Source organism: Pseudomonas sp. Irchel s3b2, assembly GCF_900187445.1.
In the GTDB taxonomy this organism is placed as follows: Bacteria; Pseudomonadota; Gammaproteobacteria; order Pseudomonadales; family Pseudomonadaceae; genus Aquipseudomonas.
In genome coordinates this window covers 20,557-43,423 of sequence record NZ_FYEB01000019.1, presented here as the reverse complement: position 1 = coordinate 43,423, position 22,867 = coordinate 20,557, and the positions used below count along the sequence as shown (strand labels likewise).

The window sequence follows — 22,867 nt, the reverse complement described above, 5'->3', positions numbered from 1 at the left end:
CGCTTGCCCGCTTTTCGTAGGAGCCAGGCTTGCCGGCGAAGGCGCTCTTAAGGACGCCTTCGCCGGCAAGCCTGGCTCCTACATACCCATTTCAGGCAGGCACTGCGTCCAGCATCAAGCGCTGGCGCACCACGTCGACGAGTTTGTCGGGCTGGAACTTGGAGAGGAAGTTGTCGCAGCCGACCTTCTTGACCATCGAGTCGTTGAAGCTGCCCGACAGCGAGGTGTGCAAGACCACATAAAGGCCGCGCAAACGGGGGTCGTTGCGGATTTCGGTGGTCAGGCGATAGCCGTCCATCTCCGGCATTTCCGCATCGGTGAAGATCATCAGAAGCTTGTCGGTCATGACTTCACCCGTATCGGCCCAGGCCTTGAGCATGTTCAACGCCTTCAAGCCATCGCTGGCGATGTGCATCTTCACGCCCAGTTGACCCAAGGTGTCGCGCAATTGCGACAGGGCAACGTTCGAGTCATCCACCAGCAGCACCTCACGACCACGGGCGCGCTCCAGAACCGGATCGTCGAGTTTGTCGCGCGATACCTTGGCGTTGTACGGAACGATTTCGGCCAGGACTTTTTCAACGTCGATGATTTCCACCAACTGGTCATCGACCTTGCTGATGGCGGTCAGATAATGCTGGCGACCGGCACTGGTCGGCGGCGGCAAAATGGCCTCCCAGTTCATGTTGACAATGCGGTCCACGCCGCCGACCAAAAACGCCTGCACCGAGCGGTTGTACTCGGTGACGATGATGGTACTGGTGGGGCTTGGCACCAGCGGGCGCATACCGATGGCCTGAGACAAGTCGATCACCGGCAACGTCTGGCCACGCAGGTTGACCACACCGCAAACAAAGGGATGGCGCTGCGGCATCAGGGTCAGCTTCGGCAGCTGCAGCACTTCCTGGACCTTGAAGACATTGATCGCGAACAATTGCCGTCCGGCCAGCCGAAACATGAGAATTTCCAGGCGATTCTCACCCACCAGTTGCGTGCGTTGGTCTACCGTGTCGAGAATGCTGGCCATTTAATGACTCCTGGGCTTGTTCTGATGAATTCACTAAAGGGAGTTATCGGCTGTTTTTACCGGATCTTGACTCCCAGACAAAATGCCAAGACCAACATTGATGTCACATTAGCATCATGCTTTACTGGCTCCGTGATTTTCATCTGCTTCATTCCCTGCCGCGCGACCTCGGTTTGCACGTTAGGTTCCCCTGCGTAAGGGATTCCCCTAGTAACAATCAGGCCCAACCTGATATTCGCAATATCCAATAGCCATTAATGTGACGCCATTCTCAGTGCATGAACGGAGTCAGGCTTTTGTGTGCGATCGCAGGCATCCACCCTCTCGAGTTCCTTGTCGGCACTCAAACCTGCCAGAGCACGATCTCACAAAAGCGTGGCGGCGCCGGGACACGTAGGGTTCCCATCGGCACACACGACATTCCCTTATCTGACATGACGTTGTGGAGATAAATATGCCGAACGACACCAAAGAATGGGCTCTACGATTTCCAGAGTTTCTCGTCGAGGCTGAAACACTCTTGGCCAAATCCGAGGAGTGCCTGAGTCATTTGCAACTGATCAGCAATGACAAAGACGCCATCGATTGCATGCTCAGCACCCTTCTCAAGCTGTCCAGCAAGGCCGATGCCCTGGCATTGGCGTCGGTCTCGGAGTTCTCGCTGCATATCCATGGATTGCTGAGCCGCGCGCAGAAACGCATGGACCTGCACGATCAAGCCCTGGATGCACTCAAGGACTGCTTCACATTAATGGCCTGGCAACTCGAACTCATCGATCAGACTACCGGCCAACTCGGTCTCGATGACAGTGAACAGACGTCGCTAATTGAAGCGTTTGCGTTTCAAGTGGGGCAAAGTCAGTTTCAGCCGCTCAGCGACTCCAGACCGTTCAGGTTCGTTTCGTTCTCGGAACGACCAGCTTAAAATCACCAGCTTCTATCCGTAATGCGCTTTTTATTGCCATGACGCCCGCCGTAATTTGATGCGCTCGTCGCAATTGAATATTTCATACCAGTCAACGATAGCTCGAAACAAATAATTCCCCCTGACTCGACTTCAGCTAGTGCCTGTCAATAAAAACAAAATGCCCGGCAATCGATTCTTTCCACGACAAAAATCAAGGGTTTTTCCATTATGGAACTATTGTCCAAAAACTATATTTCCTGTCTGTATGGCGCTATATACCGAACGCGACCAACGGTATCTTAAGTGGTAGTATGCCGACCGTTAATTGACGTCAATTAATGACAGAGTGATTCCAGACGAGCACATTGAAGGCTGTAATTTCGAGTACTGCACACAGCCATTGAAGGCGCCTTCATACAACAGATTTCCACCCAGAGACCCGTCAGCCCTTATGGCCGGTCTGCCCGCAGCGAACATCCATTGGCTCCATCCGCTATGTACGCCAGCCTCAAGTCAATTACCCTGTGGCCACCTTCCCGAAAAAACGCGCGCCGGTTCACGCTTTTACTGTGCGTCTGCTCGGCGCTCGGCAGCCTGCTGGTCTACAGCCTGTCCATGCCTCTGCCGGTGAGTTTGCTGGTACTCAATAGTGCGGCGCTGACCTGTGTCTGGGTGGGACATCGCCTCTCGCGCAAATCGATAAAGTTTCAACCTCAAGAACTGGCTGACCGTCTGCTGCAAGTGCAGGAAAACGAACGCCACCGGCTCAGTCGTGAGCTGCATGATGACATCGGTCAATTGCTGACCGCCGCCAAACTTCAAAGTGAATGGCTCAAACGACGATTGCCCGAAGAACTGCAAGGGCAGTGTTCGGTACTCTGCGATACGCTGGACGAAACCCTGACCAAGGTTCGTGACGTTTCGGCCATCCTGAATCCGCGGCAACTGGCCAGTCTCGGGCTGGAAGCCAGTTTGCGTGCGCATTTGCTCAGGACCCTGGCCAATACCTCCGTGCACTGGAGCCTGGAATGCCATCAACGCTTGACAGGCATTCCGGAGGAAATGGCAGTGGCGGCTTTTCGAATCACTCAAGAAGCGATTACCAATATACTGCGTCACGCCGAGGCCAGTAATCTGTTGGTCCGCCTGCAACGCCTGCCCCAGGGCCTGACGCTGTTGATCAGCGATGACGGTCTGGGTTTCTCGCCCGCGGCAGATCCCGCACGCGAGGGGCAATGCGGAATGGCCGGGATGTCGGAACGGATCGATCAGTTGGGTGGCACACTGACCGTGACCAGCGAACCGGGCAAAGGCACTCAAATAGAAGCACTCTTCCCCTGGGCGCCGCGTGCGCTGGAACGGGCCAGTACGAATAAGGTTATGCATTGACTTGTAACTTACTTCTGGTGGACGACCACTCGCTTATCAGGGCTGGCGTGCGCGCTCTGGTGCTGGATATTCCCGGTTATGCGGTAATCGGGGAGGCCAATGATGGCTCGCAGTTGGTCGAGATGGTCGAGCAGCTATCCCCGGACATCATTCTGCTGGATATTTCCATGAAGCAAACCGGTGGCCTTGAAGCCTTGCAGCGACTCAAAAGAGTACGCCCGCAGTGCAAAGTGCTCATCCTGTCGATGCACTCCGACCCGACGCTCATCATGCAGGCACTGGAATCAGGGGCTCATGGCTACCTGCTCAAGGACACCACGGCCAGCGAACTCGAGCATGCCCTGGATGCCTTGCGCAATAACGAACGCTACCTGAGCCCGGCCATTGCTCATACCGTCATCAACCAGGCGCTGACCCGACACCAGAAAAATCAGGCGCAAACCCAGGATTCGCACAACCTGACGGCACGTCAGCTGGAAATCCTGCGACTGATTGTCCGCGGAAAATCCACCCGGGAAATCGCCAATGGCCTGGGCCTGAGCATCAAGACCGTCGAAACCCACCGCTCGCAGATAATGAAACGCTTGCAGATCTACGATGTGGCCGGCCTGGTGCTGTTCGCCGTGCGCGAGCAAATCATCAGTCTGGACGATTAGCCGGGTGCGAGACGCTCAGCAGCGGCGAGCCCTCGGGCAAATGCACACGCAATGCCGCCGGACGCGCCGAGAAACGCAGACTATCGCCCTCCAGAGGTTCACCATCAAGGTTGATATAAAGCCCCTCCGAGACTTTGATCTCGACCCATGGCAAGCGAGCTCGCACAAACATGTTGTCGATTCCGAAGCCATCGGTCAGCAGGTCTTTCAAGGTACTGACCACTTCCTGTGGCGCGGGCAAAATGCTGATATCCAGCAGGCCATCGTCAGCCAACGCCTGTGGGCACAACACATGACCACCGCCAGCCTGACGGCCATTGCCAATGCCCAATGCCAACAATTCGCCGCGCCAGTGAAAATCCGGCCCCTGCAACTCGCCATAGGCCGCGTGCAACTCACTGAAGCGCGATAAACCCGTGAAGAGATAAGCGGCGCCTCCGAGAATTTTTTTCAGATCCTCGGAGGTATTGGCCGTGACTTGACTGCCAAAGCCGCCGGTGGCCATATTCAGGAAAAGCTGCCCGCCGACTTCTCCCAGATCGATGGCTCGAGGGGCAGCCTCCAGAAGATCCAACGCCTGGGCGGGCTCCAGAGGCACACCGGCAGCGCGAGCAAAATCGTTGGCGGTGCCCAAGGGCAAAAGCACCAGACTGGCCTGCGTCGAATGCGCCGCCATGGCTTCGGCAATATCACGCAAGGTCCCATCACCGCCGCCGGCAATCAGCTGCATATAACCTGACGTCAGCGCTTCCTCCACCAACCGCTGTGCATCACCGGCCTCCCAGGTCAGTCGAACAGCCAGTTCCCAGCCCTGCTGGCGCTTGCCTTCGACGGCTGCACGGACCTCCTCATTGAGTGCCTGCTTGCCATGCAGAATCAACAGCGCCTTGCGTTCACTCATTTTTGCGACTCCCATATCCGCAATTCCATAGGAGATGTTGACTCGCAGCCACTGATAAAAGTCGACAGGATTTCAAATATTTCCAAGGGAAGGAACGTGAGTCCTACAGAGAGGTATTTTTTCTTACAAAACATGAGGAATCGGCTCAATTGACCCACCCGAACAATTGGTACACCGTTGAATCTCGGTTATCAGTTATCACCCGTTAACTTACACAGGGACGTGAAAACAATGAATGGAACCCCCTTAAGGGCCTCAAAAACCGCAAGCAACAACGGCATCGATCACTTGAATGGTTTTAACGCAAGGAGCCAGTTACTCCATGCAAAGCCATGACCTCAGACTACCGGCAACCCCGGTCGCGCCGTTCGCGCCGTACGCAGACAATCGCGCCAATCATCAGGCTGAACTCAAAAACAGCGCAAAGCCCGCCGGAGAAGTCGATATGGAACCTCGCATCATTGAACTGGAAGCACACCTCAAGTACATCCGAAGAGACATGGATGAAGTCCGGGATGACGTCAAATCCATCAAACACAGGCTTGCCTATTCAGCTGGCGGAACAGCCGTGATCCTGGGACTTCTGGCCTGGATCACCAACAGCCGCTTCGACCAGGTCGTGACACTTCTGGCACATTAAGGAATGGTCATGCATGCAAGCCCAAGGCGATCACCCGGGCTTGCGTGGCAAAACCAGCGCCTGTTCAGCTCAAGACTTCACTCAGCGGGATGAAGCTCACACAATCACCCTCGATCAGCGTACGGCCCTCCAGCACTTCAACCAGACCGTCAGCCCAGGCTGCACTGCGCAGTACGCCAGAACTCTGATTCCTGTAGATGATTGCCCGGCCATTTTCCAGACGTCCGCGCAAGTACTCACGTCGGTTACCAGCCTTGGGCCAGACAAACCCTGCCGGCACCTGAAACTTCAGGGGCTCAACCTCGTTGACGCCTTGGCGGCGCAAAAGGTAGGGCCTGGCCAACAGAGCAAAAGTCACCAGTGTCGACGCCGGATTGCCGGGTAAACCAATCACAGGCACGCCGCGAAAATGCCCAAACGTCAGCGGCTTACCTGGTTTGATGGCAAGCTTCCATAAGGTCAATTCGCCTTCTTCCCGCAAGGCTATGCCCAGAAAGTCGGCCTCTCCCACCGATACGCCACCCGTCGAGAGAATCAGGTCGACATCCTTCAACTCACCCAGGCGAGCACGAGTGGTCGCTAAATCATCGGGAAGAATGCCGGCATCGATCACCTCACAACCCAAGCGCTGCAACCAGTTGCAGAGCAATACCCGATTGCTGTTGTAAATCTGTCCCGGCCCAAGGGTCTGGCCCGGCTCAATCAACTCATCACCAGTAGACAAGACCGCAACACGAACCTTGCGAACCACGTTCAGCTCAGCGCATCCCAGCGATGCTGCCAGCCCCTGCTCGATAGGCCCCAGACGCGTTCCGGCGGGCAAGATCAGCTCACCGACGGTGGCTTCCTGACCTTGTGGACGGATGTTCTGTCCCGGCTTCATGATCTCGGTGAAACGTACCCGCTCATCCGCCTGAACCTCGGCGTTCTCCTGCATCTCGACACAGTCGGCACCTGCGGGCACAGGTGCGCCGGTGAAGATCCGCGCGCAGGTACCCGGCTTCAAGGGCTCCGGGGCCTGGCCTGCAAAAATCTTCTGACTGACCACCAACGGCTCTCCCGTCCAGTCGGACAGGCATAAGGCATAACCGTCCATGGCACTGTTGGGCCAGGGCGGCAAATCCAGTGTCGATATCAGGTCAGCAGCCAGTACACGCCCCTGAACCTGCGCCAACGGCAAGCGTTCGCGCTCACGAATCTTCGAGGCGTCGGCCATTTCCAATAAACGCGCCAGTGCTTCCTCGACAGCCATCAGACTGCCAGTCTTGCCTGGCTTACCCGCGGGATTCACAGGGTGCCGCCTGTTTCAGATGGGCCACGAAATTGCACGGACGGTGACGCGAATCCAGTTGCTCGGCGAGAATGCCGTCCCAGCCGGTGCGCACCGCATTGGTCGAGCCCGGCAAACAGCACACCAACGTGCCATTGGCCAGACCGGCCAAGGCTCGGGACTGAACCGTCGAGGTGCCGATATCCGCTACCGATATCTGCCGGAACAATTCACCAAAACCATCGACTTGCTTATCCAGCAGGCAACTCACGGCTTCGGGCGTGCTGTCGCGACCGGTGAACCCGGTACCGCCGGTGATCAACACCACTTGCACGACCTCATCGGCAATCCAGCTGGCGACTTGCGCGCGAATTTTGTAGAGGTCATCTTTAAGCAGTACACGGGCCGCCAGGTTATGACCGGCAGCGCTCAAACTGTCGACGAAGACCTGGCCTGAGGTATCGGTTTCCAGGGTACGGGTATCGCTGACAGTCAGCACCGCGATGTTGAGCGGTGCGAAAGGTACATCAGCCTTGGCTTTCATAGGCTCATCCAGTTGTAGGAGAAACAGCCCGGTGTTATATCACAGCGCCTCATTTTTTCGCCGCCCCCATGGAGAAGTGCGATGACCTCGAATACACCTCTGCCGCCTTGCTCCATTCTGCTCCTGGCCGGCGGCCGTGGCCAACGCATGGGCGGTCAGGACAAGGGTTTACTGGCATGGCACGGCGAGCCGCTGATCGCGCATCTGCACCGCAAGACGCGCCCACTGAGTGATGACCTGATCATCTCCTGCAACAGAAACCTGGAAAAATATGCGCCTTATGCGGATCAGTTGGTCCATGACGACGAAGGCGACTTTCCAGGACCATTGGCCGGTATTCGCGCAGGCTTGAAAGCCGCCCGTCACACTCACTTACTGGTGCTGCCCTGCGATGTACCACGCATCGATGCCGCGCTGCTCCAGAACATGCGTGAAACCGCCGGACAGCATCCGGACAAACCGCTGATGCTGCGCCATGGCGAACATTGGGAACCCTTGCTGTGCATCATTCCTGTCGCCCTTTCAGCGGCTTTCGAGACCGCCTGGAATGAAGGCGAGCGCAGTCCGGGTCGCCTTCTGCGCAAGCTGGGCGCCACAGCCCTGCAATGCCCGGACAACGACCCTCGCCTGGCCAATCTCAACACGCCGGAACTGTTAAGCACGCATCACACTGTGTCAGACTGACACACGAAGGAACTTGCGTGCGTTGTACACGTCTCAAGCTCAGCAACCAAAAGAATTCCCATTCGGAGACACACCCATGACCCAACGGACCCTCGCCACTTTCATGCTCGCACTGGGCCTTGCGACCCTCGCCGGTTGCGCATCGCCTACAGTGATCACCTTGAATGACGGTCGAGAAATCCAGGCCGTCGACGCGCCTAAGTACGATGAAGAATCGGGCTTTTACGAATTCGAACAACTGGATGGCAAGCAAACCCGCGTCAACAAAGATCAGGTCCGTACCGTTAAAGATCTGTAATCTTTACGGCGACAACCAGATACAGAAAAGCCCGCTTTTAAAGCGGGCTTTTTCGTGGCTGAAGAAAAGCAGAGTCGTTAGCCCTGTGATCACCACTGCAAAGTAATGGTGCTTTCGAATTCTCTTTCCTGCCCCGTGACCGGATCGACAAATCGCAGCCCTTGGGCCAACAACTTCAAGGGGTTGGCATAGTCATCTTCAACGTCCTTGAGCACCTGCGGATAGAACGGATCATTGCAGATGCTGGCCCCCAGAGCGGTCATGTGAACTCGCAACTGATGTTTCTTGCCTGTCACCGGGTACAGCGCATAACGCCAGAGTTCACCATTTTTTTCCCTGACCTCGACAGCCGTCTCGGTGTTGCTGACGCCCGGACCTTCTTGCATGCGAAAAAACGGCTCGCCATCGATAAGTCGACTTTTATGGACCAGCGGGAAGGAGTGTTCTGGCAATGCCCGGGCGATTGCCTCATAGCGCTTTTCGATCTGGCGTGTAGGAAACAAGGATTGATACGCCGACCGACTCTGAGGGTTGGCTGAAAACAGTACCAACCCCGCCGTATGCCGGTCGATCCGATGCAGCGGCACCAGATGCGGGTTATCCAGGCGACGGATCAGACGCCGCAGCAACGTCTGCTCCACGTATTCGCCAGCCGGAGTCACGGGCAGGAAGTGCGGTTTGTCTGCCACCACCAGATGCTCGTCGGCATAGAGGATCGACTCCACCACCAGGATCGGTTTTTCGTCCGGCACCTCACGAAAATAATGAATCCGCAGACCTTCCTTGTAAGGCAGGTCCAGGGCGATCGGCAGGCCTTGCCCATCGAGGACACGACCGCGAGCAATTCTGTCCAGCCATTGTTCACGACCGATGGCACTGAAGTGTTCGCACAGGCAATCGAGAACGGTCTGCCACGGCCCCGGCGGCAGATAGAGCGTGCTGGCCTGGTTGTGTGCAGCAGAAAAAGATGAAGTGGACATACGAAAAACTCTAACCCTCAATACAGAGCGGCATTATCCAACAGTGACCGGAACGAACCTAGAAGAGAATCCTCAGGCCGGTATCGACTGTGTTCGAGCGGCCGCTTCGGTGAACTCCTTGAGCCAGCGCAGCACATCGACCGCTTCCCAGCGACCCGGATCATAAAGCGCATACAACAAACCCTGATAGCCCACGACATCCAGCTGTCGGTGATAGCCCGCACGCTGGAACAAGGCTTCGATTTCGGCGAAACAGGTATTGAAATGCAATTTATTGAAGGGCGTTTTCCCCTCCGTGACCAGGCCATCCAGACGCAATTCGAGGACGGCCTCGCGCACCACGTCCGCCGACATCCGATTCACACTGCTCTTCAATTGCTCGACATTGACCAAGGTTCATCCCTCTGACGTCCGGGATCGACTGCCAAACCCGAAACAGGGAGAAGCATGGCAGGCAATCGGAATAACTGTATGCACATACAGTAACCGAATAACCAACGTTTCGCCAATGGATGAAACCAGGACCGCGACGGGTGGGACGTCTTCAGCTGGCGTCACGGCTCAGGAACGCTACGACCTGATCCGCATCGAAGGGCCAATCGAGTTCAGCGCCGTTATCAAGACGTCGCAGCACCGGTATACGCAAACCATAGTCTTCGACCCAGTCTTCGTTTTCCGCGATGTCGACCAACTCCACCAACAAACCATTCTCGACAAAGGGCATCAGAAGTGCTTCGGCGACTTCACAAAGATGGCAACCAAGGGTACCGAACAGGCGACATTCAGGAGGCATGACGACAAGACCAAACGAAGTAAGCGCTCATTCTAGGCCCGCTATCAGAAGCAGTCGAGCCGACGCCCCACATGTCCGAGCAATGGCTGATTTCAAGAGATTTCGGCAAACTCCTGACGCACATCATTCGCCTCAACTGTCATTTGCGCGATGCTCGCTTTTTTTTTGCCTCTACGCTTGAGTAGTCAGAACCCTCACGGGAGTTTTTTGTGTTCGCCAATCTGTTGATCATCTTCACCTCCTCGCTGGTGGTGATTGCACTGTTCCAGCGCCTGCGTTTGCCACCGGTGCTGGGCTATTTGTGCGTGGGGCTGATGATCGGGCCGACCGCGTTCAACTGGGTAAATGAAAGCGAAGAATTGCCCGACCTTGCCGAGTTGGGCGTGGTGTTCTTGCTGTTCTCCCTCGGGCTTGAGTTTTCCCTGGCGAAAATGCTCGCACTGCGTCGAGTGGTATTTGGCCTGGGCAGCCTGCAAGTGCTGGGTTCCGGGATTGTTCTGGGGGGGTTGCTGATGCTGTTCGGCATGCCGACCACACCTGCACTGTTACTCGGTGCTGGTTTGGCACTGTCGTCCACCGCCATTGTCAGCAAGGAACTGAGCAGCCTCGGTGAGCTTTTCAGTCGCCACGGCCAGAATGCCATCGCCGTGCTCTTGTTCCAGGACGTGGTCGCGGTATTGCTACTGACCCTGGTGCCAGTGTTTGCCGGCAGCAGCGACCAAGCCTGGTACTGGGCGCTGCCATTGACGCTGGGCAAGACCATAGTGCTGTTCGTCGGGCTGCTGCTGGTCAGTCGCTGGTTTCTACCACGGCTGTTCCATGAAGTCGCCGCGTCCCGGTCCGCGGAGCTGTTCGTGCTGTTGGCGCTGGTGATCGTTTTGCTAACGGCCTGGCTGACTCACCTGCTCGGCCTCTCCCCTGCCCTGGGCGCCTTTCTCGCCGGCATGCTGCTGGGGGAAAGCCACTACCGACATCAGATCGAGGCGGACATCCGTCCGTTCCGCGACATTCTGCTCGGCGTGTTCTTCGTCAGCATCGGCATGTTGATCGACTTGCGGTTGTTTGCCAGCCACGGCCTGCCGATTCTCGGTTTGACGCTGGGGTTACTACTGATCAAAGGCACCGTGGTCGCGCTGCTGGTCAAATGGCGCGGCAGCGATGTCGAAACCGCCTGGCGCAGCGGCCTGGCATTGGCGCAAGGGGGCGAATTCTGCTTTGCCCTGATGACACAGATGCAGCAGAACAAACTGATGCCCGCCGACTTCGGTGGCCTGCTGCTGGCTGCCACGTTCTGCTCGATGGTGGCGACGCCTTTATTGCTGCGCGCCGCTCCCCACATCGCCACACGTCTGCACCACAAGCCCAACGAAGAAGCCGAACTCGAAGAAATCAGCGCGCTCAATGCAGGCTTGCACAATCACGTAGTGATTTGTGGCTACGGCCGTGTAGGCCAGTCCATCGGGCGGGTCCTGCGTAATGTAGATCAACCTTACATTGCGCTGGATAGCGACCCGGTGCGGGTTCGGGAGGCAGCCGTCAATGAACGCTGTGTTCATTACGGCGACTCACGTCGCGGTGAACTGCTGGTCGCGATAGGGCTGGAGCGTGCCAGACTGCTGGTGGTCGCCGTGGACCAGACGGACATCGCACTGTTGATACTCAAGGAGGCACGCCGATTCAACCCTAGCGTACCGATCCTGGTACGCACACGGGACGACAGTCAGTTGGCCGAGTTGAAGTCGGCGGGCGCCAGCGAAGTCGTACCCGAGTTACTGGAGTCGAGCCTGATGCTCGCCTCCCATGCGCTGATCATGCTGGGAATACCCGGCCAGCAGGTGCGAGACCGGGTCGATCAAGTACGGCATGACCGCTATCGCCTGTTGCACGGCTTTTACCCCGGCGCCGACGATGAGGAACGGTGATTCAATCCTGACTCACGGCACCGATCTTGTGCACCGACAGGTCCGCGCCGTGATATTCCTCTTCCTGGCTCAGGCGCAGACCATGGAACGTCTTGATCGCGCCATACACCGCAAAACCACCTGCCAGCGCCACAATCACCCCCAGAGAAGTACCGATCAACTGACTGATCAGGCTCACACCCCCCAAACCACCCAAGGCGGTTTGACCGAAGATGCCGCAAGCGATCCCACCCCAGACACCACACAGTCCATGCAGAGGCCAGACGCCCAGCACATCGTCGATACGCCATTTGCCTTGAGCCGCGGTAAAGCACCAGACAAACAATGCCCCGGCAATGGCACCGGTCAGCAACGCGCCCACCGGGTGCATCAGATCCGATCCGGCGCAGATCGCCACCAATCCGGCCAGCGGGCCGTTGTGCAGAAAGCCCGGGTCATTGCGCCCGACGATCAGCGCCGTCACAGTGCCGCCGACCATGGCCATGAGCGAGTTCACCGCCACCAGCCCACTGACCCCTTGCAGCGTCTGGGCGCTCATCACGTTGAAGCCGAACCAGCCAACGATCAAAATCCACGAACCCAACGCCAGAAAGGGAATGCTCGACGGTGCGAATGCCACGAGTCGCCCATCGCGATAACGACCTTGCCTTGGGCCGAGCAACAACACCGCCGCAAGTGCCAGCCAGCCGCCCATGGCGTGAACCACCACGGAGCCTGCGAAGTCATGGAAGCTGGCGCCAAAGCGTTCCAGCAACCAGGCTTGCAAACCGAAGTTACCATTCCAGATCATGCCTTCGAAGAAGGGATAGATGAACGCCACAATCAACGCCGTCGCACACAACTGCGGGACGAACCGGGCGCGCTCGGCGATGCCTCCGGAAATGATTGCCGGTATCGCCGCAGCAAAGGTCAGCAGAAAGAAAAACTTCACCAGCCCATAGCCATGGTCGGCAGTAATCACCGCCGCCGGTTGCATGAAAGTGACCCCGTAAGAAATCCAATAGCCTATAAAGAAGTAGGCCAGGGTCGAAATGGCGAAGTCGCTGAGGATCTTCGACAAGGCATTGACTTGGTTCTTTTGTCGAACCGTACCCACCTCGAGAAAGGCGAAACCGGCGTGCATGGCCAAAACCATGACGGCACCGAGGAGAATGAACAATGTATTGGAGCTATGGACCAGACTGTCCACAGCGCTTTGCAGATTTTCCATGGATTGGCAGACCTGAAGGCTGAAAAAAGCACCAAAGCAGTTCGCGCAGATGGCTGACGCACCAAGTTGCAGCTCACCCAGACTGCAGCGCTAACTGGATGAACCACTTTGGCGCGCAAGACCGCAGTCTTCGCGCGAGTTTTGATTGTTTGAGTTAAGGTTTTCCTGAAATCATGCCCAGCAACAGCGCAATGGCGCAGGCTGACGCACCACGACATAGCAAAAGTTGTACCAGTCATTTGTACTGAACCTTCACGCAAGGCTCATACTCGAACGCTTCAGAAGCCACTCACGGAGATCACCAATGGCACGCACCACAGCAAAGACTGCTCAAGAAGTTCTGATGGAAGATTTTCAGACACTGGTCACCGACACCGAAAGGTTGCTGGAACACACCAAATCCCTGGCTGGTGATCAAGCCGATGAATTGCGCCAGCAGATCCATGACAGTCTGCTGCGCGCGCGGGAAACCCTGAGATTGACCGAAGACTCTGTGCGCGAGCGCGGCAAAGCCGCTGTCACCGCCACGGAAGATTACGTCCAGGCCAACCCATGGCAATCGGTCGGAATCGCGGCTGGCGTGGGTTTCCTGATCGGCCTGCTGGCTACTCGGCGCTGATATGGCGATCGGCGAATCCGGCTCGTCCTCGACGGGCACCGGCTCATCACCGCGGCGCCTCGGTGCCGCGTTTCTTGGACTACTGCACAGCCATGTCGAACTGTTCGGCATTGAATTGCAGGAACAAAAAGCACGCACCGTAAGCCTGTTGCTGTTTGCAGGCCTGACGCTGGTCTTTGCCTTGTTGTTGCTGGTGGGCTTGTCGACGCTGGTGTTGATCCTGTTTTGGGACACCTATCGCCTGGCAGCAATCATCGGGCTCTGTGTGTTCTACACCCTCGCAGCGTTGTTCTGTGCGATGCGCTTGAGAGCGGCGATTTTCGATGAGTCCTCGCCCTTCAACGGCACCCTGGAAGAGCTGGCCAATGATCGGGAGCGTCTGTTGCCATGAGCATGCCTGAACTTCCCCGCAACAGCTCACGCACGGAAATGCGCAAGGCGCTAATCCGCCTGCGTATGGAAATGCATCGCCAGGAAATTCGCCACGAATCCCAACACCTGCTGCAACCCCTGCAACGGGTGCGTGGCATGACGCAAAACCTGCAAGATGGCTTTGGCATCAAACATGCCCCGCTCTGGGGTATCGCGGCCGTGATCGGGTTGGGCTTTCTGACCGGCAAGGGTGCCAAGGGTGGCGGTATTGGCAGCCTGACTCGGTTGGCTCGCCTGGGCGTCACGCTGGGGCCACTGATCAAGCTGATCATGCAAAGCGCTTCGCGCAAACATTAATCAGTCCTGTCTGGCTGCATTCTTGCTATACCTGCGGGATTAACCTCTTTAACCAGAGGTTGATCCTGCGTGCCTGCCTGGTGTCCAGGTTTACCCGGAACAAAACCTTACGGCGAGCGACTGCTGCTCATCGATATCGATACGGCAGGGCTGTAGTTCCCCTTGCAGGTACCGACGCGAACCGGGAAGCTAGGGGATCAGTCACCTGACGGAGAAACCAGCCTTGGATTGGCAAACCCTGCTTACCCGCGAACGCCTCGGAAAGCCTGTGCACAGCCCGGAAGAACTCGGCCGCAGCCCTTTCCATAAAGACCACGACCGCATTATTTTTTCGGGCGCGTTTCGCCGTCTCGGGCGTAAGACCCAGGTCCATCCGGTCTCCAGCAACGACCACATCCACACGCGCCTGACCCACTCGCTGGAAGTCAGCTGTGTCGGCCGTTCGCTGGGCATGCGTGTCGGTGAAACCATCCGCAGCGCCCTGCCCGACTGGTGCGAACCGAGCGACCTGGGAATGGTGGTGCAATCGGCTTGCCTGGCCCATGACATCGGTAATCCGCCCTTCGGTCATTCCGGTGAAGACGCGATCCGCCACTGGTTTCAGCAGGCCGCAGGCCGTGGCTGGCTGGATGCCATGAGCGAAACCGAACGCAATGACTTCCTCAATTTCGAAGGCAATGCCCAAGGTTTCCGAGTGCTTACCCAGCTTGAATACCACCAGTTCGAAGGGGGAACCCGGCTGACCTACGCCACGCTGGGCACTTACCTGAAATACCCGTGGACTGCTCGACACGCCGACTCACTGGGCTACAAGAAGCACAAGTTCGGTTGCTATCAGAGCGAGCTGCCGCTGCTGGAACAGATCGCTCATAAACTCGGCCTGCCCCAGCTGGACGAACAGCGCTGGGCGCGCCATCCGTTGGTGTACCTGATGGAGGCTGCCGACGACATCTGCTACGCGCTGATCGATCTGGAAGATGGCCTGGAAATGGAGCTGCTGGAATACACCGAAGTCGAGTCTCTGCTGCTGGACCTGGTGGGCGACGATCTCCCGGAAACCTATCGCCAGCTCGGTCCGCAGGATTCGCGTCGGCGCAAACTGGCGATCCTGCGGGGTAAAGCCATCGAACACCTGACCAACGCAGCAGCCCGAGCGTTCGTCGAGCAACAGGACGCGCTGCTGGCCGGCACGCTGCCTGGCGACCTGGTGGAACACATGCATGGCCCCGCCAAACGCTGCGTCTTGAATGCCAAGGACATGGCGCGCAAAAAAATCTTCCAGGACAAGCGCAAGACACTCCACGAAATAGGCGCCTACACCACCCTGGAAATCCTGCTCAACGCCTTTTGCGGCGCGGCACTGGAACAGCACAACGGCCGTACGCCCTCCTTCAAAAACCGCCGCATACTCGACCTGTTGGGCAACAATGCGCCCGATCCTCATGGCCCTTTACACACCTCCTTCTTGCGCATGATTGATTTCATCGCCGGTATGACCGACAGCTATGCCGGTGAAATGGCGCTGGAAATGACCGGTCGTTCAAGCCACCGATAAAAATGTATCGATCAGCCGTGCCAGAGAACGCTGAACGGCTGATCGAATTCCTCGACATTCATCTGTATTTCAACATCGACAGAATCGCCCTACACCTTGTGCAGAGCTGACTGATCGATTGTTCGACCGTCTCGCGAAATAATCACATTCCCGGCTCGACAGATGACGCATGAAAACTCCTATGTTCAAACATGATTGGCGCATCTTGCTGGTGGAAGATCATCCCTTTCAGCTACGAGCGACTCAATACCTGCTCGAGAGTTATGGCTTCACCCAACTGACCGCTACTGACAGTGCCGAAAGCGCTTTGCAACATATGCTCAAAGCTGCGCAACCATTCGATATTCTTCTGTGCGATCAATGCCTGCCCGACCTTCCAGGCCTTGATTTGATCGAATACGCCAGTCGCCGGGGGATGATCAGACAGGCAATACTTCTGAGCAGCCTGACACCCGCCGAACTGGACAAACTTAAAGTAATGGCTTACGAACATGGACTGCCCTTGCTCGGTTACTTGATCAAGCCATTGAAACAATCAGACTTCAGAAACTTGTTGACCTTAGCCTCACTATAAAAACGCAAAAACCCGAACACACTAAAACAATGACCAAGGTATAGATTCAAACCTCTAACTCAACGCTTTCAACCCCTTGATTACTCCTACCGAACTTTCGCCTTTCCTCATGCAAACCCTAGTTGATACGTAGTCCTATTCTTCTTCAGTTGTAGGACTTTTCCTATATTGCTGCTATAGCCCCCTCAGTTCATGCGGCCCCTCAACTATCTGAGCTAAGGTGCGCGCTTTATTTGTGCACGCATGGGATTTGATTATGAACTCCGTTTTTATTGTCGACGATCACCCTGTCATCCGTCTTGCCGTTCGAATGCTGCTGGAACATGAAGGTTACAAAGTCGTCGGCGAAACTGACAATGGGGTCGATGCAATGCAGATGGTTCGCGAATGCATGCCTGACCTGATCATTCTCGACATCAGTATTCCCAAACTGGATGGTCTGGAAGTTCTTGCCCGTTTCAACGCCATGAGCACCCCTCTCAAAACACTTGTATTAACTGCACAGTGCCCGACACTTTTCGGTATTCGCTGCATGCAGTCCGGTGCCTCGGGCTATGTATGCAAGCAGGAGGACCTCAGTGAACTGATGAGTGCGATCAAAGCGGTCTTATCAGGTTACAACTACTTCCCCAGCCAAGCCTTGAACCCTGTTCGTCGCGACGACGCGCGCTGGGCCGATCTGGAATTATTTAAATCCGTTAATGATCGAGAACTGATGGTATTACAACTTTTCGCCCAGGGTCGTACCAACAAGGAAATTGCCAAGGGCATGTTTCTCAGCAACAAGACAGTCAGCACTTATAAAAAACGACTCATGCAAAAACTCAAGGCCAAATCCCTGGTTGAACTCATCGACATGGCAAAACGTAATGCGTTAGTGTGAGAAACAGGATGCCCAGCCGTTTTAAGGATTATCTAATACTCATGGCCGCGGGTTTGTGCCTGAGCACCTCGGTACCCGCAGCTCAGACAGCCAGCGAGCACTACACCCTGTTCAGTCGCTCGACGGTCGGGCACATGGAAGTCCCACTGGATACCTCACAACGACAATGGGTTAAAGACAAACGTGAATTGATCCTGGGTACATCGGCCCCGGATTACCCTCCCTTCGATCTGACCCTCAGCGGCCACGACTATGAAGGTTTCACCGCTGATTACGCAGGCATCCTTGGCAAGGCCATAGGGTTGCCGGTCAAGGTTCAGCGCTTCGCCTCCCGAGGGGCCGCGATCGAGGCGCTGGAAAAAGGCCAGGTCGACATGCTCGGCACCGCCAATGGGTTCGAGGCCAACAATGCCGACATTGCCCTTTCCACACCTTATGCGGTGGATCAACCGGTACTGGTGACACGAGAAGGGGAAACCAGATCGCTGACCGATGGACTTGCCGGCATGCGGCTCAGCATGGTGTATCACTATCTGCCTCTGGATGAGGTCAGGGCGCTGTATCCGAAGGCAATCATCACCTCCTATCCGTCCTACCAGAATGCAATCAATGCGGTCGCCTTCGACCAGGCCGACGTTTTTCTCGGCGACACCATTTCAACCCACTACATGATCAACAAGGGGTATCTGAACAACATCCGCATGGCCAACTTCGGTAAACACGAAGCCCACGGTTTCAGTTTTGCCGTGCAAAAGGGCAACCCGGATCTGCTCGGGATCATCAACGCGGTGCTCAAGACCATCCCCACCAGCGAGCGAGAAAACATTGCCAAACGCTGGAGTGCCGGCAGCGACATTCTTCTCACCGATCACAAACTTCAACTCAGCCACCGCGAAGAACAGTGGCTGGCACAACATCCGGTCGTACGCGTCGCGGTCAATGAAGCATTTGCGCCGCTGACGTTTTTTGACAGCGACGGCAACTTTCGGGGTGTCACAGCTGACCTGCTCGAGTTGATCAGATTACGCACCGGTTTACGTTTCGAGATCCAGCGCAGCCGAAGCGATGACAAGATGATCGAGCAGATCGCTAACCATCAGGCCGACCTGATTGCCGCATTGCTCCCCAGTGCTCAACGTGAAACGACGTTGAACTTCAGCCGCCCCTACCTGGAAAACTCCTTTGTCCTGCTCACGCGTAAAGCGGCCGACAGCCCGACAAACCTCACGCAACTGCAGGACAAACGCCTGGCCATCGCCCAGGGCAATCCTCTGGTGGATTACCTGCGCAGCGAGTTTCCGCGGATCAATCTGGTTGAAACCCCGGACACGTTCAGTGCCGTGGAGTTGCTCGCCGAGGGCCGGGCCGAAGGTGCGGTGAACTCACTGGTGATCGCCAATTACTTCATCTCATCGCGGATCTTCGAACAGACACTTCAGATCAGCACCACCATCGGCACCCGTCAGGCAGCGTTTTCCCTGGCGACAGGGCGCGATGCCAAAGAACTGAATGGCATCCTCGACAAGGCACTGCTGAGCATTGCACCGGAAGAGCTGGGCATCATCAACAACCGCTGGCGTGGCTATTCAGCGGCCACGCAAAGTACCTGGCGCAACTATCACCGCGTGTTCTATCAGATCGTTATCAGTGCCGGTGTGTTGCTGCTGATATCCATTGCCTGGAACGCCTATATGAGGCGCCAGATAAAACAGCGGCAGACTGCCGAGCGTGCATTGAACGATCAACTGGAATTCATGCGATCGCTGGTCAATGGCACGCCTCATCCCATTTACGTACGCGATCGCCAGGGATTGCTGCAAAGCTGCAACGACAGTTACCTGGAAACCTTTTGCGCGAAACGCGAAGACATCATCGGTAAAGGCATCATACCGGGCCCCCTTGGCAACGCCTTCGAGGCACATGAATATCAGGCGGACTACCAGCGCGTCATGACAGAGGGAACGCCGCTGATTCTCGATCGTCCGCTGCACATCGACGACCGCAAGCTGACGATCTATCACTGGATTCTTCCCTATCGAGACTCCAGCGGTGACGTGCAAGGCATCATTGGCGGCTGGATCGACATCAGCGAGCGGCGGCAACTGTTCGATGAATTGCGGGCCGCAAAAGAGCAAGCCGATGCTGCCAACCGAGCTAAAAGCACCTTTCTGGCGACCATGAGCCATGAGATCCGCACGCCCATGAATGCAATCATCGGCATGCTCGAACTGACGCTCAAACGTATCGATCACAATCATCCGGATCGACCAGCCATCGACGTCGCGTACCACTCGGCGAAAGACCTGCTGGAACTGATCGGGGACATTCTCGATATTGCGCGCATCGAGTCCGGGCGTTTGAGCCTGAGCCCGGAGCGCGTCAATCTGGCTGAAACCGTAGCCTCGGTGGTGCGAATTTTCGACGGGCTGGCCCGGCAGAAAAATCTCGGATTGCAACTGGAGTTCAGCCCTGCCAAACCGGCGATCGATGTCCTGTTGGACCCGATGCGCTTCAAGCAGGTGCTGTCCAACCTGGTCAGCAATGCGATCAAGTTCACGCAACAGGGCCAAGTCAGGATCCGCGTCGAGTTGCAGCCGACCGACGAGTCCGACCGGGTCAACCTGCAATTGCTGGTTGAAGACAGTGGCGCCGGGATCAGCGAGCAGGATCAACAACGGCTGTTCGAGCCTTTCGTTCAGGCCGATAACTCCGGCCAGTTAGCCCGAGGCGGTGCGGGACTGGGCCTGGTGATCAGCCGCAATCTGTGCGAAATGATGGGCGGCAATCTGCAATTGAACAGTCAGCCGGGAGTCGGCACACAAGTCCGGATTTCGCTGAACCTGGCGACCTTGCCGACGGAATGGCGGCCGGAGCCTGCCGAGCAGCAAATCCACCCGAGTACTGCCCCCTTGAACGTTCTGGTGGTCGATGATCATCCGGCCAATCGCTTGCTCATGTGCCAGCAACTGGAGTTTCTGGGGCATCGATTCACTGTCGCAGCAGATGGCGAGGCGGGCTTCGAGACATGGAAGTATCAGCCATTCGATCTGGTGATTGCTGATTGCAATATGCCGATCATGAATGGATATGAGCTGGTCCGTGCCATTCGCCAACATGAACAGCACCTGCAGCGTCCTTCTTGTATCGTTCTGGGTTTCACCGCCAATGCGCAACCAGAGGAAAAACAACGCTGCAAACTGGCCGGCATGAACGATTGCCTGTTCAAACCCCTCAGCCTGACGGCCTTGAGCCAATGGGTCGAAGGCATCACGCCGGCCCGCGGGCCAGCCTTCAGTCTGGAAGGATTGCACCTGTTGACCGGTGGCAACCCGACACTGAACCAGCGATTGTTGACCGAACTACTGAACAGCAACCGCCTGGACCGCAAAGCGCTGCTGGCGTTATCCGAGTCAAAGGACAGGCAGTCACTCCTCGACATTGCCCACAAAATCAAGGGAGCGGCCCGAATCGTCCAGGCCTCCCGACTGATCGACAGCTGCGAGGCGCTCGAACAGGCCTGCAATAACAGATTCCACCACGATGAAGTGGACGATTGCAGCAAGTCCATGGAGCGCGCCATGCTCGAACTGGAGCAATCATTGCAACAACAGATGGCACGCCATGACAAAAGCACAATGAAGGAGCATTAATTACGCTTGGGGGCTGGTTCGGGCTGTTCATCAACGACGAAGTCTATTTGCAGTACGCCAACCGTTTTCTCGCCCCTCGTCAAATTGATGCGTTCGACTCGTCAAGCCTGCTGAACAGGGTCGGCTTGATAGCTTGATCAGCAGTCGGTCAGACGCAGAAAAATCGCCGTCAATTGCTCGATACCGGCCTGATCTTGCGCGGTAAAGCGCGCGAGTTTCGGGCTGTCGAGGTCCAGCACACCGATCAGTCGACCGTCCTTGACCAGCGGCACCACCAGCTCGCTGTTCGAGGCACTGTCGCACGCGATGTGCCCGGGGAACGCATGTACGTCCTCGACCCGCTGGGTTTGCAAGGTGGCCGCCGCCGCCCCGCACACACCGCGACCGAAGGGAATACGTACGCAGGCGATCTGCCCCTGAAACGGGCCAAGCACCAATTCCTCGTTGCGATTCAGGTAGAAACCGGCCCAGTTCAGGTCATCGAGCTGGTTGAACAGAAAGGCCGAAAATTGTGCGGCATTGGCGATAAAATCACGCTCGTCTGCCAGCAATGATTCCAGCTGCGCCCACAGCATGCCGTAGCCCTCCAGGCCCTGGCCGCTCTTTCGTAAATCGATCATGCCTTGTGCTCCAACAGCTTCAGCCCAACCCAATAACGGGCAAATTGATACGCGCAACGTCCGTTGCGATTGCCCCGACCCGTGGCCCAGCGCACGGCGAGGATGTCCAGCGCTTCATCACGCTGCCACTCAAGGCCGGCCTTGTCGGCCAATTGACCAATCCAGTGTTCGACGACGTTGAGGAAATGCTCCTGAGTAAACGGATAGAACGACAGCCACAGACCAAAACGGTCCGATAGCGCGATCTTGTCTTCCACCGCCTCACTGGGATGGAGTTCGCCATCGACCCTTTTCCAGTTTTCGTTATCGCTTTCCTTTTCCGGCACCAGATGGCGACGGTTGGAGGTGGCGTACAGCAGAACATTGTCTGGCGCTTGTTCGAGAGAACCATCGAGCACGCTCTTGAGCACGCGGTAATCGCCCTCGCCCGACTCGAACGACAGGTCATCGCAGAACAGCACAAAACGTTGAGGCAACTTGGCGATCTGCTCGACCACGCGCGGCAAGTCCGCCAGGTGATCGCGTTCGATCTCGATCAGCCGCAAGCCGCTCTTGGCATGTTCCGACAGCAAGGCGCGCACCAACGACGATTTACCGGTGCCACGCGAGCCCCAAAGCAAAGCGTGGTTGGCCGGCATGCCGTCGAGAAATTGTCGGGTGTTGCGACCCAGTTGCTCCAGTTGCCGGTCAACGCCGATCAAGTCGGACAAACGCGTGTCCAGGCTGACTTGCAGCGGCAACAGAAAACCGCTGCGTCCCTCGCGCTGCCAGCGTGCGGCCAGGCAGTGCGTCCAGTCGATGGCTTGCCGAGGCGCGGGAAGCAGCGGCTCGATACGGGCCAGAACGGCATCGGCGCGTTCAAGAAAAGCATTCAATCGGGAATCCACGTCTTCTCCTCGAGCACATTCACGGTAATGATGGCGATACAGCGACGAAACACAGCGTCTACACCCCTTACAGGTGTTTTGCGAGAACATCGGAATCCATTGATGATCGACTATGCTTGAGCAGCGAAG

The 22,867-nt window shown here is 56.7% G+C and carries 24 protein-coding genes; 14 read left to right on the top strand and 10 right to left on the bottom strand.

Features of this window, described 5'->3' with window-relative positions; all coding sequences use genetic code 11:
- Positions 1-91 precede the first annotated feature (91 nt).
- Complete coding sequence (locus CKW20_RS26355) at positions 92-1,027, bottom strand: chemotaxis protein CheV (RefSeq protein WP_095055492.1); 936 nt, start codon at positions 1,025-1,027, stop codon at positions 92-94.
- A gap of 454 nt (positions 1,028-1,481) precedes the next feature.
- On the opposite strand from CKW20_RS26355, the gene CKW20_RS26345 reads away from it, so the two are divergent.
- From CKW20_RS26345 to CKW20_RS26335, 3 genes are all read left to right on the top strand, one after another.
- A complete protein-coding gene (locus CKW20_RS26345) occupies positions 1,482-1,952 on the top strand; it encodes a hypothetical protein (RefSeq protein ID WP_095055490.1) in 471 nt (156 codons plus the stop codon).
- A 477-nt stretch (positions 1,953-2,429) separates the two neighbouring features.
- Complete coding sequence (locus CKW20_RS26340; RefSeq protein WP_095055489.1) at positions 2,430-3,323, top strand: sensor histidine kinase; 894 nt, start codon at positions 2,430-2,432, stop codon at positions 3,321-3,323.
- Positions 3,320-3,979 (top strand): response regulator transcription factor, encoded by a 660-nt coding sequence (locus CKW20_RS26335; protein ID WP_095055488.1) that lies wholly within the window; start codon positions 3,320-3,322, stop codon positions 3,977-3,979. The genes CKW20_RS26340 and CKW20_RS26335 overlap by 4 nt, the downstream gene beginning before the upstream one ends.
- Here the strand turns inward: CKW20_RS26335 and yegS are convergent.
- Complete coding sequence (yegS, locus tag CKW20_RS26330) at positions 3,963-4,880, bottom strand: lipid kinase YegS (protein ID WP_095055529.1); 918 nt, start codon at positions 4,878-4,880, stop codon at positions 3,963-3,965. The genes CKW20_RS26335 and yegS overlap by 17 nt on opposite strands.
- Before the next feature lie 322 nt (positions 4,881-5,202).
- On the opposite strand from yegS, the gene CKW20_RS26325 reads away from it, so the two are divergent.
- Positions 5,203-5,520, top strand: a complete 318-nt coding sequence (locus CKW20_RS26325) for a hypothetical protein (protein WP_095055487.1) — start codon at positions 5,203-5,205, stop codon at positions 5,518-5,520.
- Between the two features lie 64 nt (positions 5,521-5,584).
- Here the strand turns inward: CKW20_RS26325 and glp are convergent, their stop codons facing one another.
- Entirely contained in the window at positions 5,585-6,811 is a 1,227-nt protein-coding gene (gene glp / locus CKW20_RS26320) for a gephyrin-like molybdotransferase Glp (protein ID WP_095055486.1), read from the bottom strand.
- Entirely contained in the window at positions 6,795-7,334 is a 540-nt protein-coding gene (gene moaB / locus CKW20_RS26315) for a molybdenum cofactor biosynthesis protein B (RefSeq protein ID WP_095055485.1), read from the bottom strand. The genes glp and moaB overlap by 17 nt, the downstream gene beginning before the upstream one ends.
- An 81-nt stretch (positions 7,335-7,415) precedes the next feature.
- On the opposite strand from moaB, the gene mobA reads away from it, so the two are divergent.
- On the top strand, positions 7,416-8,018 hold the full coding sequence (gene mobA, locus CKW20_RS26310; RefSeq protein WP_095055484.1) for a molybdenum cofactor guanylyltransferase MobA: 603 nt from the start codon (positions 7,416-7,418) through the stop codon (positions 8,016-8,018).
- Positions 8,019-8,094: 76 nt separating this feature from the next.
- Complete coding sequence (locus CKW20_RS26305; RefSeq protein WP_038982251.1) at positions 8,095-8,316, top strand: YgdI/YgdR family lipoprotein; 222 nt, start codon at positions 8,095-8,097, stop codon at positions 8,314-8,316.
- A gap of 89 nt (positions 8,317-8,405) precedes the next feature.
- Here the strand turns inward: CKW20_RS26305 and CKW20_RS26300 are convergent, their stop codons facing one another.
- The 3 genes from CKW20_RS26300 to CKW20_RS26290 all read right to left on the bottom strand — a co-directional run bounded on the left by CKW20_RS26300 (position 8,406) and on the right by CKW20_RS26290 (position 10,089).
- Positions 8,406-9,296, bottom strand: coding sequence for a pseudouridine synthase (locus CKW20_RS26300; protein ID WP_095055483.1), 891 nt, complete (start codon positions 9,294-9,296; stop codon positions 8,406-8,408).
- 72 nt (positions 9,297-9,368) lie between these two features.
- On the bottom strand, positions 9,369-9,689 hold the full coding sequence (locus CKW20_RS26295; RefSeq protein WP_095055482.1) for a transcriptional regulator: 321 nt from the start codon (positions 9,687-9,689) through the stop codon (positions 9,369-9,371).
- A 151-nt stretch (positions 9,690-9,840) separates the two neighbouring features.
- Positions 9,841-10,089, bottom strand: a complete 249-nt coding sequence (locus CKW20_RS26290; protein ID WP_095055481.1) for a glutaredoxin family protein — start codon at positions 10,087-10,089, stop codon at positions 9,841-9,843.
- A 209-nt stretch (positions 10,090-10,298) separates the two neighbouring features.
- On the opposite strand from CKW20_RS26290, the gene CKW20_RS26285 reads away from it, so the two are divergent.
- Entirely contained in the window at positions 10,299-12,011 is a 1,713-nt protein-coding gene (locus CKW20_RS26285) for a monovalent cation:proton antiporter-2 (CPA2) family protein (RefSeq protein ID WP_095055480.1), read from the top strand.
- Position 12,012: 1 nt separating this feature from the next.
- Here CKW20_RS26285 and CKW20_RS26280 read toward each other — a convergent pair whose 3' ends face one another.
- Positions 12,013-13,221, bottom strand: a complete 1,209-nt coding sequence (locus tag CKW20_RS26280; RefSeq protein ID WP_095055479.1) for an ammonium transporter — start codon at positions 13,219-13,221, stop codon at positions 12,013-12,015.
- 304 nt (positions 13,222-13,525) lie between these two features.
- On the opposite strand from CKW20_RS26280, the gene CKW20_RS26275 reads away from it, so the two are divergent.
- The 7 genes from CKW20_RS26275 (at position 13,526) to CKW20_RS26245 (ending at position 21,231) form a co-directional block, all read left to right on the top strand.
- Complete coding sequence (locus CKW20_RS26275; protein WP_008009371.1) at positions 13,526-13,840, top strand: YqjD family protein; 315 nt, start codon at positions 13,526-13,528, stop codon at positions 13,838-13,840.
- Position 13,841: 1 nt separating this feature from the next.
- Complete coding sequence (locus CKW20_RS26270) at positions 13,842-14,231, top strand: phage holin family protein (protein ID WP_095055478.1); 390 nt, start codon at positions 13,842-13,844, stop codon at positions 14,229-14,231.
- Positions 14,228-14,569: a hypothetical protein gene (locus CKW20_RS26265; protein WP_095055477.1), complete on the top strand. Its 342-nt coding sequence runs from the start codon at positions 14,228-14,230 to the stop codon at positions 14,567-14,569. Before CKW20_RS26270 ends, CKW20_RS26265 begins: the two co-directional genes overlap by 4 nt.
- 223 nt (positions 14,570-14,792) lie before the next feature.
- A complete protein-coding gene (locus tag CKW20_RS26260) occupies positions 14,793-16,124 on the top strand; it encodes a deoxyguanosinetriphosphate triphosphohydrolase (RefSeq protein ID WP_095055476.1) in 1,332 nt (443 codons plus the stop codon).
- A 169-nt stretch (positions 16,125-16,293) separates the two neighbouring features.
- Positions 16,294-16,698, top strand: a complete 405-nt coding sequence (locus tag CKW20_RS26255; RefSeq protein ID WP_095055475.1) for a response regulator — start codon at positions 16,294-16,296, stop codon at positions 16,696-16,698.
- A gap of 256 nt (positions 16,699-16,954) precedes the next feature.
- Complete coding sequence (locus CKW20_RS26250; RefSeq protein ID WP_030132308.1) at positions 16,955-17,581, top strand: response regulator transcription factor; 627 nt, start codon at positions 16,955-16,957, stop codon at positions 17,579-17,581.
- An 8-nt stretch (positions 17,582-17,589) separates the two neighbouring features.
- Complete coding sequence (locus CKW20_RS26245) at positions 17,590-21,231, top strand: transporter substrate-binding domain-containing protein (protein WP_095055474.1); 3,642 nt, start codon at positions 17,590-17,592, stop codon at positions 21,229-21,231.
- A 137-nt stretch (positions 21,232-21,368) separates the two neighbouring features.
- Here CKW20_RS26245 and CKW20_RS26240 read toward each other — a convergent pair whose 3' ends face one another.
- Both CKW20_RS26240 and CKW20_RS26235 read right to left on the bottom strand, forming a co-directional pair.
- A complete protein-coding gene (locus CKW20_RS26240; RefSeq protein WP_095055473.1) occupies positions 21,369-21,851 on the bottom strand; it encodes a GAF domain-containing protein in 483 nt (160 codons plus the stop codon).
- Entirely contained in the window at positions 21,848-22,738 is an 891-nt protein-coding gene (locus CKW20_RS26235) for an ATP-binding protein (RefSeq protein ID WP_095055472.1), read from the bottom strand. The genes CKW20_RS26240 and CKW20_RS26235 overlap by 4 nt, the downstream gene beginning before the upstream one ends.
- Positions 22,739-22,867: the final 129 nt, after the last annotated feature.